Here is a 12,701-nt window from a genome sequence, read left to right as displayed (position 1 = left end):
TTGCCGTCCTTTAAAATGATCAGTCATCTGAAAACCTCCAGTTTCAATTCATGATACAGGATGCACTCTCCCTGAGTAAACTTTGCACCAGAACCCCGACGCATCTGTTGCGGGGTTCGGCACCAAAAGCTAAGTAATTGAACCGCTTCGGGTTCTAAGAAAACTGGTAAGCCACTGTCTTCATCAGTTAAGAATTCATTAGCATGGGTGACTAAATCACGGTTTTGCTTGTCTATTTCAGCTGGTGAGAAATGAGATGTGGAAAAGTCCAACTTTTGAGTATCTATATTGTATCTATTAGTATCTATGTTTTTAGAGTCTTTATATAGATCGTGACCGTTTTTCGGAAGTCTGCTTGTACCAAGGACTTGAGCCTCATTATCAACGGTATCATGCTGATTTCCGTTTTTCGGAAGTCTGCTTGTATCAAGGGTTTCAACGGTATCATGCTGATTTCCGTTTTTCGGAAGTCTGCTTGTATCAAGGGTTTGCGAATTATTTTGACTTTTTTCTCTCAAATAAACATCTTTTTCATTAACTTTTAGTTCAGCTAAATACAACCGATTGGGTAGTTGACGACCCGCTTTTGGCTGAAAACCCATTCGCTTCTGCATTAACAAATGAGCTCCCTCGAGTTCTTTTTTTATTTTAGCAATTTTTGTATTTGAACAGTCGAATAATTGTTTTAATTCCTCGTTTGTAAAGACAAAATAGACATTGTCATTTTCATCAACCCAATTATTTCGTAGTGAATATTCTAGCCGATCTTTGAGGACCATGTAGGCTAGTTTAGTATCACTACTTAGGTGTTTATATTGATTGCCATACATCAATACTTTAGGAAACTGGAAAAATAAAGTTCCATATACGTTGTCTCTCTTATAAAAGTCGAAATTTTTTTGATCCATAATAAAATCTCCCTTTCTTGGCACACACTGTCTCAAAAGAGAGTTGCTAAAACATTTGATTTGCTTTAAAATACAAATCTGATATGCTCTAACTGAAGTACAAAGCGAACATTGGTAGTGATCGGCTTTGTACTTTCACCAGCATGTGTCTGTTTGTGAGTTGCCCACTCGGCAACTTTTTTTAGTTTCTAACAACAAAAATGGACTAAATAGCTTCAATTAGCTACTTAGTCCATTGAGTTTAATTTGTTTTTAACTATCCTTCACTTGTCCTCTAGGACTGGTTTGCGGTATAATTAACCTACAAATTAAGAACAATGTTCAGTCGATTTTAACTTGGCGGTGAAAATCGACTGAATCTAAGTAGCTGTATGGTAGCTACTTGCTAAACCTAAAATCCCTGATTCCTCGTGAATCGGGGATTTTTTCTGTTTAGCTTGATCTTTGTATTCGGTTGTTAAATTAATCTTAGTCTAGCATAGCGCCTACTTACCGGCAACTTTATTTGGTCTTATATACTATCAACATTCGGTTGGTAACAATGTTGTACTGGAAATAACCATTGGCTATCCTTAATTGGAATCCCAACAAGAGTTTCCTTATGGTGAATGTTCTAAAACTACAGATTAAACTCTTTTTTCAACAACTGTTCTAAATATCTTGAAGCTGTTAACTCTTTTTCTTTAGCGCGTATTGCTAATTCGTTAGCAATGTTTTGTTTTAAAGTATAGGACTTTGAAATTCTGGGTGCAGGATCTTCATTTGTTAATGAGCTGCTGTTCATACTTTTTTTTAGTTGGTTCATTTTATCTTCAAATGCCATAATGTTAATCCTTTCCATATCATAGCATGTCACATCATGATATGATCATTGTCTAGTAAAAGTATCAAAGATATTGTCAATATTATCAAAAAATTCTCTTGTTTTTTGCGTTGAATTATTTTCTTTTTCCATATTAATCAATGGTTCATGATTAAGTGTTGTTTTATTAAATATTTCTCTCTCTGGAATTAACGCGATTGTTCGTGGATCTTTTTCCATTTGCTCTACAAATTCATGTGAAGATTTAGTATTATGCTTTATTCTGTTCCCAATAAATTTAAGCTCTGCTGTTACAAAACTTTTCCGATTTTCAACATTTATTACATCTTGTTTCAATTGCTCCATTCGCAATTCCAAATTACTTTTTGAAATAAAACCATATTCACTTGGTTCAATTGGGCTGAACACGAAATCTGAAATAACAATCATGTTCTGTGTAATTGTTGAAAAGTCTGGGTGTGTATCTATTAGTACATAATCAAAATCTTTCAATTTATCATAGTTGTCGGAGAACCACATATACATTAATAATTCCTTATTGGCTCTCGTTTGAAGATCATTGTTGATTGTATCCAAATTCATAGAAGCAGGAATAATTGATAAGTTCTTGTGTAATTCAATAATTTCTGCTTTTTCACTGTCTTTTGTAAAAATATCAGATAAGGTTCCATGGTCTTTATAAATATCATAGGTTTGAGTTAGGCTACATTGATGGTCGCTATCAATCAGCAAAACATTATATCCCTTGCAAGACAACCATTCACCATAATTAAAGGTTAAGGTTGTTTTACCAACCCCACCTTTAATAGCAGAAAAAGTAATTATTTTCATAGTGTTCCTCCTTATTCACTATCATATCATATCATGCTATGATATGCAATGACGTGATTTTTAAGTCGATTGTTTTTTATGTCTGTCTTTTCAACAGTCACCTTGTAGGCCATTGTTTTACTGGAATAATCTAATAAGTACATAGATAATTTCAGTTAGTACATCAAATATCACATTATGGTTGCGATCGGACCTAGTAATGGTTGATGTTAAAGATGCTGAATTCATTAGGAATAGAGCAATTTTAACTAGAGATCGTTTGTTGTAATTATGTCTAGTCTGTATGCAGACTATCTGCTAATTGGCGAGCAGCCAACAACATCACGTCCTTAATTTGTTCTGGTGGCTCAGGATTACCTTGGCCTAACCAGACACGTAGAATATTGGTAAAACCACCTAGTTGAAAAGCCATCACATAATTCACTTGGGTAGGAGTGCCCTGAACATGCCAGGGAGCCGCAAACTGTTGATAACGGGGGATTGCTTTTTGCTGCCAAATTTCATTCATGTGATCAAATAAGCCTTGTCGGATCAATAATTGAATTAAATCTCGTTTTTGCCACCAAAAATTTAAAAAAATGTCAAAAGTAGTTTTTAGCATCATTTCCCCTACCTGCGGTTTCTGTTGGAGCAATTGTTCAAAGTACTGATCGAACAACTGATCACACAGGTAATTAATAACCGCTTCTTTATTTTTAAAAGAATGATAGAACGTTTTTCGTGATAATTCAGCGGTTTGGGCAATTTCAGTAATAGAAATATCCTGAAAATTCTCTTTCGTCATTAAATTTATAAGGGCGTCACATAACCATTGCTTAGACTGCTCAACCATACGCTGCTTTCCGTTCATTTTATTAACATCTCCTCTACTATCGGTAACAAATTATAGCAATCTGTAGCACTTAGCCAATAAGGATTGTTTTAATGTTTAGGACTAATTATACTAAAAGTCGCAAATAAAGGTAACAAATGTTTCCTTTATATTCATCTGTTACCGAAAGGAGCGCTTGATAGATGTCAAAAGCTACTAAAATTATCAGTTTTATCGGGTTAACCATTGCGATGTTTATGGGCACCTTAGACAGTACTATCGTCAACATTGCTTTACCCAAAATTATGACCCATTTTAATGCCAGTCTAACTGATACAAGTTGGGTTGCCACCATCTATACGTTAGCCTTAGCCGTGTTTATGATCACTGGTTCAAAGATTGCTGATCGTTATGGTCGTAAAAAAATTATGTTATTAGGATTAGCCTTATTTGGTGGCTTTTCAGCGGCTTGTATGCTGGCAACATCGTTACCAGAATTGATTGCTTTTCGATTTTTTCAAGGATTAGGCGGTGCCATTATCACCCCGATTGTCTTACCAATGGGAATTGAAATATTTGGCAAAGCGCATATGTCCAAAATTGCTAGCGTTGTGGGCGCGGTAACGGCTTTAGCCGCTGCCGGGGGGCCACCGATTGGTGGTGTGATTATTGAATATGCTTCTTGGCGCTGGGTATTCGGCATTAATGTCCCCTTAACCATCGTAGCCTTTCTAATTGTTGCTATGGGGGTAAGGGAATCATATGACGAATCCTTGGCGGGGAGAATTGATTTACCAGGAACGATTCTTTTAACACTAGGCTTGGGTGGTTTAACCTTTGGCCTACTAGAAGGCCGCCAATATGGTTGGCAGTCGGGCATCATCTTAGGAACACTCATTGGCGGCGTATTAGCTATTGGATTGTTCATCTTTATCGAAAGTAAAGTCAAACACCCGCTACTTGAATTAGATTTGTTTCGTGAAAAAACTCTCACTGCTTCTAGTTTAGTTTACTTTTTAACCGGCTTTGCATTAGTTAGCCCCACCTTGATTTTAAATTACTTTTTACAAGACGTTCTGAACGATACAGCGTTACATGCAGCCCTAATTATTATTCCAGTTTCTTTAACAATCATGGTGGCGATGCCTTTAGGAACTAAGCTATTTGATCAAGTTGGCGCAGTTCCGGTTACTTTAATTGGCCTCTTAGTCATGGCAGCTAGTTTACTGCTCTTGTCGTTTATCACCACCACAACGCCTAAAGCTGTTATCATTACTTTTCTGGTGATTAACGGTGTTGGTTTTGGGTTCTCTTCGGTTTCGTTAGTGGCCTCAGTTAAGCATTTGCCAAAAAATAAAAGTGGGATTGGTTCGGGAATTGTTAACGCAGCACGTCAAATTGGCACCTGTTTAGGAATTGCAATTCTAGTAACGGTCCTTGATAATAATGTCAATACAGCTAAGCAGCATATTCATCAAGATGCCATTCAAATTGTTGATCGACAGCAATTATCACCCAAAGTAAATAAAGTGGCTCATCAACAATTGAATAGCCTATTTTCCACTACTGGATCAGCCAAATTAACAACTAAAAACAAACAGACGAACCTAAGACGTGCCCTTAAACAAGCGGCCAAATCTCAAGTTGATTTACCACAGCCCCAAAAGGGAACCGATCTTCACCAGGTCTATCAAGCCCAGAAGAAGTTAGCACTAGCTACTGACAACTTAAAAGCGGGCAACCAGCAACTAGCACTTACCTTAACCAAGTTAGAAAATCAAAATACCGCTATATCTAAACTATCAGTAGCTTCTCAAAAAATTAATTTGGGTAATCAGAAAATAAGCCAGGGTCAGAAAAAATTGTTAGTAGGTCTCAAACAATTGGCACAAAAAGAAGCTTTAACGACAGCTTTGAGAAAAATTAAGCATACTAAGAATCGACAACTCAGTCAGGCCTTCAGTTATACCTACTTAGTAGGAGCGGTGATTGTTTTGATTCTGTCGCCGATTGCTTTGTTGACAGATCGCAAGCCATTAAAAAGTTGAACTGGGAGCTAGCTGTTAACTTTAATACGGATTACTAGCTAAATCTAAAAGGGGCCTCGTATTCGAAGCCCCTTTTGGTATGGTGTAAACAGTTTTAAAATATATTGTTTTTAACTAATTTAAATCGTCGCTGTTGCGTGCGTTTACTAATCCCCGTCTTTCGTTCAATCATTTTATAGGTCATGCCCTGTTTTCGTAATTCGTAGGCAAATCTGATCTGTTCATCAGAATAAGTTTTCGGTCGACCCTCCCGAAATAACGGATCATGTTGTTTGGCATACAACTTGCCTTCTTGTGTGCGCGTGACAATCATATCCCGTTCAAACTGCGCAAAAGCACTGAATATTGTGAAAATGAGCTGGCCAGTTGGTGTATTATCAATTAATCCCATGTTCAAAATATTAACTTTGATGTTCCGGTTAAACAGCTCTTGGATGATAGTTAAAGCCTCACGTGTATTCCGCGCAAACCGATCCAACTTAGTCACAATTAAAGTATCATCTGTTTTTAGAGCTTGCAATAGTTTTTGAAACTCTGGTCGTTCAGTTGTCGTCCCAGTAAATTTTTCTTGAAAGACTTTTTCTGCTCCCGCCAATTTTAGTAACTCAATTTGATTTTCTAATTTTTGATCAGTGGTACTGACTCGCGCATAGCCATATTTCATTCTTTTATCTCCTGACTTATGTCATTAAGTAATGACACGGTTCTAACCCTTTAATTATACAGCATCAAAAAAGAGGCCACAACTGTTAAGTTGTGTCACTGCCATTTTCTATTATTCCTGTTACAGGGTCTAATTTGGAAACTCCTAATGAACATCTATAAATCTAGTTACATCACGAAATTAAAAACGGCCACTAGAGTATACCCTAATGGCCGTTTTTGATGCTACTTTCTAATTTCGTATTGTATCCACATTGTTTAAAGAAAACCAAGAATGTGGTCCCCTGTCAATATCAGTGACCACCCGACCGTTGAATTCGCTTTAAAACCTTTGCAAGAAGCCCTAAATCGAATACCGGTGTTAGATTATCGGCCGACTGTCCATACTGACCAAGGATTTCAGTATCAGCATCGCCACTGGCAAAACACGCTTAAAGAGCACCATGTTTTTCAGAGTATGTCACGTAAAGCCACTTGTCTCGACAACGCCGCCATGGAGTCGTTTTTTCACATTATGAAAGTCGAGGTTATGGATGAACATTTTGAGACCAAAACAGCGCTTATCGAAGCTATGAACGAATGGATAGACTTCTACAATCATCGGCGCATCAAAACAAAACTGGACGGCAAGTCCCCGGTAAAATACCGGGAACTTACCGTCCAGAAAGCAGCTTAATAAAGTTGTCTAATTTTAAGGGTTCACTTTATCAAGCCGTGCCTTGAAAGTCTTTTTTGATTATCCCAATGAGAACTTTAATCGTGATGGCGTGAACGTGTCCCTAAAAAGTAAGCACCAACGGCTAACAGAATCAGTAAGCTGATAATGCCCAAGCCGCCACCCATCCACATAAAGGGCATACCGCCAGTAAAAGCCCAACCGCACATCATGGTCACCACTTTCCTAATTATTTTAGTTTCAGTATACGCGCTTTTGCCAGGTACTACCAACCGTTCTGCATTATTTTAAGCTGTTGAGTAGTTGACTTTGTTCATTGGTGGTTAACGGTAAAATTGGTAGGCGCGTGCTTCCGACTAACCAGTGTTGGGCGTTCAGCGCCGCTTTGACGGGTGCCGGTGAGGGTTGTGTGAATAGTGCTGCCATCTTCGGCATTAAACGTCGTTGAATTTGCCCTGCTTGGGTGATATCGCCGTGGTTCAAGGCGCGGCGCATCGTCGCCATTTCATTTCCAAATAAATGACTCGCCACTGAAATCGTTCCCTGACCACCCAAGACGAGGGTGGTCAAGCTCTGAGCATCTTCGCCCGTGTAAACGAGAAAATCTTTAGGCGCCTTTTCAACAATTGCGGCCAATTCTTCATCGGAACCACATTGTTTGATTCCAATTCTGTTCATGACCACGGCTTGGATTAAAGTTAACATAAAATATATCACCTTGGCTTACCATTGAAGTTCATTACCTTCTGACTTTCCCCAATCAAGCTCGTGATCCCTTTTCCCGTCATCTTGCCAATGACTGGCTAACCTCATTCTACAATTCGCCTAAATAAATCTTTGAGTCGGTTAGCAACTTCTTTACGATCCTTGAGTGCCAGAATACTTGTACAGTCATTACTAAAATGAAATTGACATCTCTGCCAAAGGCTACCCTGAAATTGCGTAGTGATTGCATCCTTTAAGCCACAATGAGCGTCTGAAACAAACATATCAACGTTGGTAAGGCCCCGCTGTTTAAGTTCACTAAAGAAGTCCATCCATGCAGCTTTTGATTCACTATCACCGATATCAAAACCGAGCACTTCTCGACGACCGCTAGGGTCGATTCCAATCGCAACAAGTAAGCTATTACTTGTCACAACGTGACCACGGTGTACCTTAAATAAAATTGCATCGGCATACACAAAAGCATACTTTTGCGTAAGGGGACGTCGGTTAAAATCCAGCACTTGGTCGTCCAAATTATTGCATAAAGCCGAGACCGTACTTTTAGAAAAGGCTGTCCCACATAACTTCTTAGTAATCTCAGCTACTTTACGTGTTGAAACACCTTGGATTACCATTTCCATTAATGCCAAATCAAAGGCCTGCTCACTACGCTGGTAGCGTTTGAACAGCTGTGTTGAAAAATTGCCATGACGGAGTTTAGGAACGTGTAGTTCTAGAGACCCTACGCGGGTGGTAAGCTGACGAACCCGATAACCATGCCGTGAATTGGTTCGTTCATCCGAACGTTCATAAGCCTTAGCTTTAATCTGCTCAGTCGCTTCGGACTTAAGAATTTCGTCAAGGATCTTGGTCATAATTGATTGCATGGCCTTATCCCGATCACCTAGTAATAGTTCCTTTAATTCGTCATCTTCTAAATTTAATTCAACCTTTGGCATAATGAAGTTCCTTTCAGATTTCACAAAGTCCTATTTAGAATTTACACCAATTATACGGACATAACCGCAGTTTTTTTCCAGTGGAGAGTGTAACATCTGTTAATGTTAGTGCGGTAACTAAAGTAGGCATATTTCTCTGCGTTAATTTCAACTTTGTCTCCTCCATTTTTTTGAAATACACTTTATTAAAACAGTCATATGTGTCGTAAATATGGAGAAGCCAGCATATATAAAAAAGAGTGCCATGTGACACTCTTTTTGAGCTATTTAATATCAACAACACCGACAAATTCAACATCATCAATTGCAGTTAAGTAAAAACTATCAGTTGGTCCAAGTATTGCAAGTTGACCATTTTTGATTGTACATTCTTGATCTGGTGTGGTCAGTTTCACCGTCCCTTTTAAGGGAATGAGAACTATATTTCCAGGTACAGGGTGAAATTCTCCGTTGTTTGTCACTGTATTTTTCTTTAGTATACGATGACCAACCCGTCTTTGACCATTTTCGTAAAGGTGTTCATGGACCTCATCACCGCGACTACCAGTTAATATTTTCATATAATATATACCCCCAAGTTAATTGACTTTTTTACGTGGTTTTTCAGTATTATTGGAATTTTGTTGAGTGTTGTTTCCACAGCCGCCCATACTACCAGAGCCACCGTGCATACCCTTGTGCATAAATAGCATCATGAGTGGGTGTGCTAGAAGAAAAAGGGCTATCAGAATCCATTGTGACATAGTTTCACTTCCTTTTGCTTTGTTTCTATAATAAGTTTTTGTCATCACTTAATTACACGTTTTTAATCTTTTCACCAGTCAATCCCATCGCATTAATTGCCACGATAATTGTCGACATCGCCATGACCGCAGCACCAACGGCTGGGTCTAGAATGATTCCAATAAATGACAACACACCGGCAGCGAGTGGAATTGCGACAATATTGTAGCCTGCTCCCCACCAGAGATTTTGAACCATTTTCCGATTTGTGATTTTAGCCAAATCAAGAAAATGTAAAATATCGCTGGGTTCTGATTTAACCAACACAACATCAGCGGAATCAATGGCAACATCGGTTCCGGCGCCAATTGCAATTCCAATATCGGCCGCGGCAAGACTTGGTGCGTCATTTACGCCGTCACCAACCATGATGACGTGATTGCCCTTTGCTTGATAATCAGCAATAATCTTTTGCTTATCATCTGGTAATAGGCCTGCATGGAATTCAGTCAATCCTAGTAAGTTAGCAACGTGTTCCGCGGCTTTTGGATTATCGCCAGTGAGCATTACGGGGGTAATTCCTCGCCTCTGAAGACCACTAATTAATTCCTTAGCACCCGCTTTGATGGTGTCGCCTTCAGCAACCATTCCTTGAACTTGGGTGCCCTGCAATAGGAAGCTGACGGAATTACCCTTAGCAGCCCATTTATCAGCAGCGGCCTCGTCAAACCTGATCCCTTGCTTCGTTAAATAGTTACCATTAACAATCGTATAGTCAGTGCCATCAACATTACCGGAAATACCAACGCCCGGAATATTTTGAGACTTTTCAGCCGCAACGACTTCAATGTCCTTCGCTTGGGCTTCAGTAATGATTGCTTGGGCCAGCGGATGAGTCGAATTATTTTCAAGGGCGGCCAGTCGGCTTAATAACGTTGTTTCGTCAATCCCATCATTTGGAATCAATGCATTCACCGTAAATTTACCTTCTGTTAACGTGCCAGTTTTATCCAAGAGAACGTGGCTAACATGTTGACTTGCTTCAATGGCTTGGCGATTTCGAACTAATAGCCCATTTTGAGCGCCAATCGTAGTAGAACGAGAAACCACTAATGGAATCGCTAATCCTAATGCATGCGGGCAAGCAATCACGAAGACGGTCACCATGATCGTCATTGCAGTCGCCAATCCCTGGGGTAACCAGGCAAAGAAAGCAATAATCCCAACACCCAATGCCGCGTAAAATAGATACTTGGCAACTAAATCAGCTTTATCTTCTGCTTTAGATTTAGCTTGCTGGGCATTTTGAACCATTTTCATTACTTGAGAAAGATAGCCGGAGTCACCAGTACCACTAATTTTAACCGTTAGCGTCCCGTTATTGTTAATTGCACCACCAATGACCTTATCGCCAACGTTCTTGATAACGGCAGCAGATTCACCGGTTACCAGTGCTTCATTCACGGTCGACTCCCCAGCCGTAATAACACCATCGGCTGGAATACTCTCACCTGAACGCACTTGGAAAGCTTGACCAACTTTTAAATCAGATACTGGCACTTCTTTTGTTTCACCATTATCTGTAACTAGATGGGCCGTCTTAGGCAACAGGGCCGCCATCTTTTGTAAGGCATCCCCAGCCCCCATCAATGCATTCATTTCAATCCAGTGTCCTAGAAGCATAATTAAAATCAGGGTTGCAAGTTCGAACGAAAAATCCATTACATGATTTGCCGGGTTCAAGAAGTTGTTGGCAATAAATGCGTACAAACTGTAGAAATACGAAACGGAAATTCCAAGGGTTACTAGCGTCATCATTTCAGGAGATTTATCCTGAATTTCCGATTTAGCCCCCTTTAAAAATGGCATTCCGCCATAAAAGTAAAGTGCTGTATCAAACAAAACGATGATAATGCCAACAATTAGCGGTGAACTGAAACTAAGGATGGAAACGTTTAAACCCATGATTGGTGCTAACAGTAAAACTGGAATCGCTAAGACAACGGAGACCCAAAATTTAACTTTCAAATTCCCCATATGCATCATTGAGCCACCGTGCATCATCATGTCGGTCCCAGCCATATCCATATCACCGTGATTCATCCCACTCATATTCATAGTTTCGTGATCCATGTTCATTTGACCATGATCCATTTCGGCCATATCGTGGTCCATGTTCATTTGATTATGATCCGTTTCGGTCATATCGTGATCCATTTTCATGTCATCATGATCCATATGACTCATATTTGATTCATTATTTTCCATATTCTTAGCACTCATGTTTTTCATGTTCATATGGTCCTCTTTATTTGCCATGATTATCGACCCCTTAAAAATAAGTGTGCGTAGCAAAGCGGTTAGAAGCCGGAATATAAGTTCCTTGTGTGGAAATCCCCGGGCTCGGGATTTTTCCACCAGGTTCTTATATTTAGGCTTCTGCTTTGCGGAGCACCATGCCACTATATGAATGAGAATTACGACAAAAATTCATAAGTTTCCGCCATCAGAAATCCCAGATTCTGGATTTTTGTGCAGCAATCCTAAAAGTAAACAGAACACCACAGTCTTAACACGTTTGATCACCTGGCAAGCAGTTACACTGAACTTCCTCGGGCGCTGTTTTGGCCTTTTCAGCTAGAATCGCCTGTAAGTTCGCAATATCCGCCCGTGAGAGTTCCCTTGACTGAATAACGCCGGCAATTGTTGAACCAGCCCGCATCGCACACATATGGTCAAACAAATCATCTGCCGCTGCCGCCATTGATTCCTTCTCGCCAACAACCGGCTTATACGTGAATGGTCGACTGCCGCCATGCTGCGCAACCGCCTGTTTTTGAATCAACCTGTGAAGTAGCGTTTTGGTTGTTGAAGCTGACCAGCCTTCTAATTCGTTCATAGCATCGATTAGTTCACGACTAGTCGCATGTCCCATTGTCCAAATTGCTCTCATAACCATCCATTCAGAATCGGTGATGGTTACATTCTTTGCATCCTTCAATTGGCTTCCTCCATTAATTGAATTCTAAGTTTACGTTTGTAGCCTCTTAACACTTATTAGTTTATAACTGTAGTCACAATAATGCAACCTTTCTGCCAGAAAATACCATGACATTAAAAAAACGCCTAGATAATATTCCAGGCGTGGTTTGATACGATATATTAAATTAATGATCTGGGAATTTTTGGTTTTCTTGTTAGTATGGTGAAATGCCTCTTAGAATCCGTCTAGTATCTGCTGAATCTGATAGAATTGTGGAAAACGGACTGAGGATTTTGTCATGCCAGATTATCCAAGCAATATTTCTCGAGCGCAATTTGCGTTAATACAACCTGATTTAGAAAACTTCCGTAAGCATACAAGACCGCATCGTTATGCCCTAATGGCCTAAGACTCATATTTAAATTTTTTGTTTAGAGTTATCTGGATGTCGTTAGATAATCAATATCGTACAGCCTGCATTGCATAGTTGGAACATATTTCATTCAAATTCTTAATTGATATTTTCTAAAAAGATATGGGTGAATTCCTCAATACCTTTAGTGGTTCT

At 39.4% G+C, this 12,701-nt stretch carries 11 protein-coding genes and 5 pseudogenes; 3 read left to right on the top strand and 13 right to left on the bottom strand.

Annotated elements, in window-relative coordinates; translation table 11 throughout:
- Positions 1–86 precede the first annotated feature (86 nt).
- The 4 genes and pseudogenes from G400_RS15360 to G400_RS0112170 all read right to left on the bottom strand — a co-directional run.
- Positions 87–908, bottom strand: a pseudogene (locus G400_RS15360) (replication initiator protein A); the annotation flags it as partial.
- A gap of 619 nt (positions 909–1,527) precedes the next feature.
- Positions 1,528–1,731: a hypothetical protein gene (locus tag G400_RS0112180; RefSeq protein WP_017261416.1), complete on the bottom strand. Its 204-nt coding sequence runs from the start codon at positions 1,729–1,731 to the stop codon at positions 1,528–1,530.
- A 45-nt stretch (positions 1,732–1,776) separates the two neighbouring features.
- Positions 1,777–2,562 (bottom strand): ParA family protein, encoded by a 786-nt coding sequence (locus G400_RS0112175; protein ID WP_017261415.1) that lies wholly within the window; start codon positions 2,560–2,562, stop codon positions 1,777–1,779.
- A 274-nt stretch (positions 2,563–2,836) separates the two neighbouring features.
- Positions 2,837–3,412, bottom strand: a complete 576-nt coding sequence (locus G400_RS0112170) for a TetR/AcrR family transcriptional regulator (protein ID WP_017261414.1) — start codon at positions 3,410–3,412, stop codon at positions 2,837–2,839.
- A gap of 164 nt (positions 3,413–3,576) precedes the next feature.
- On the opposite strand from G400_RS0112170, the gene G400_RS0112165 reads away from it, so the two are divergent.
- On the top strand, positions 3,577–5,421 hold the full coding sequence (locus tag G400_RS0112165) for an MFS transporter (RefSeq protein ID WP_017261413.1): 1,845 nt from the start codon (positions 3,577–3,579) through the stop codon (positions 5,419–5,421).
- A gap of 94 nt (positions 5,422–5,515) precedes the next feature.
- Here the strand turns inward: G400_RS0112165 and G400_RS0112160 are convergent, their stop codons facing one another.
- The gene (locus G400_RS0112160; protein ID WP_017261412.1) at positions 5,516–6,085 is read right to left on the bottom strand and encodes a recombinase family protein; all 570 of its coding nucleotides are present in this window, start codon (positions 6,083–6,085) and stop codon (positions 5,516–5,518) included.
- Between the two features lie 291 nt (positions 6,086–6,376).
- Between G400_RS0112160 and G400_RS15355 the strand changes: the two are divergent.
- A pseudogene (locus G400_RS15355) lies at positions 6,377–6,760 on the top strand (transposase); the annotation flags it as partial.
- Between the two features lie 77 nt (positions 6,761–6,837).
- On the opposite strand, the gene G400_RS16575 reads toward G400_RS15355, so the two are convergent.
- The 8 genes and pseudogenes from G400_RS16575 to G400_RS0112120 all read right to left on the bottom strand — a co-directional run bounded on the left by G400_RS16575 (position 6,838) and on the right by G400_RS0112120 (position 12,151).
- Positions 6,838–6,972, bottom strand: coding sequence for a hypothetical protein (locus tag G400_RS16575; RefSeq protein WP_003645890.1), 135 nt, complete (start codon positions 6,970–6,972; stop codon positions 6,838–6,840).
- A gap of 70 nt (positions 6,973–7,042) precedes the next feature.
- Complete coding sequence (locus tag G400_RS15350) at positions 7,043–7,465, bottom strand: dihydrodipicolinate synthase family protein (RefSeq protein WP_003688748.1); 423 nt, start codon at positions 7,463–7,465, stop codon at positions 7,043–7,045.
- An 18-nt stretch (positions 7,466–7,483) separates the two neighbouring features.
- A pseudogene (locus G400_RS16620) lies at positions 7,484–7,567 on the bottom strand (PbsX family transcriptional regulator); the annotation flags it as partial.
- 20 nt (positions 7,568–7,587) lie between these two features.
- Positions 7,588–8,427 (bottom strand): annotated as a pseudogene (locus tag G400_RS15345) (IS256 family transposase); the annotation flags it as partial.
- A 263-nt stretch (positions 8,428–8,690) separates the two neighbouring features.
- Positions 8,691–8,987 carry a hypothetical protein gene (locus tag G400_RS0112135; RefSeq protein ID WP_002817475.1) on the bottom strand — a complete coding sequence of 99 codons (297 nt, stop codon included), beginning with the start codon at positions 8,985–8,987 and terminating at the stop codon, positions 8,691–8,693.
- Positions 8,988–9,005: 18 nt separating this feature from the next.
- A complete protein-coding gene (locus G400_RS16165) occupies positions 9,006–9,170 on the bottom strand; it encodes a DUF2933 domain-containing protein (protein WP_003688746.1) in 165 nt (54 codons plus the stop codon).
- A gap of 52 nt (positions 9,171–9,222) precedes the next feature.
- The gene (locus G400_RS0112125; RefSeq protein WP_026017091.1) at positions 9,223–11,469 is read right to left on the bottom strand and encodes a heavy metal translocating P-type ATPase; all 2,247 of its coding nucleotides are present in this window, start codon (positions 11,467–11,469) and stop codon (positions 9,223–9,225) included.
- Positions 11,470–11,719: 250 nt separating this feature from the next.
- Positions 11,720–12,151 (bottom strand): CopY/TcrY family copper transport repressor, encoded by a 432-nt coding sequence (locus G400_RS0112120; protein WP_002816262.1) that lies wholly within the window; start codon positions 12,149–12,151, stop codon positions 11,720–11,722.
- Positions 12,152–12,431: 280 nt separating this feature from the next.
- Between G400_RS0112120 and G400_RS16440 the strand changes: the two are divergent.
- Positions 12,432–12,533, top strand: a pseudogene (locus G400_RS16440) (IS5/IS1182 family transposase); the annotation flags it as partial.
- Positions 12,534–12,701 lie beyond the last annotated feature (168 nt).

Origin of the sequence: Furfurilactobacillus rossiae DSM 15814, assembly GCF_000428925.1 — a bacterium.
Classification (GTDB): domain Bacteria; phylum Bacillota; class Bacilli; order Lactobacillales; family Lactobacillaceae; genus Furfurilactobacillus; species Furfurilactobacillus rossiae.
The sequence above is the reverse complement of the archived record's forward strand: the minus strand, read 5'-3'. Positions and strand labels throughout refer to the sequence as shown.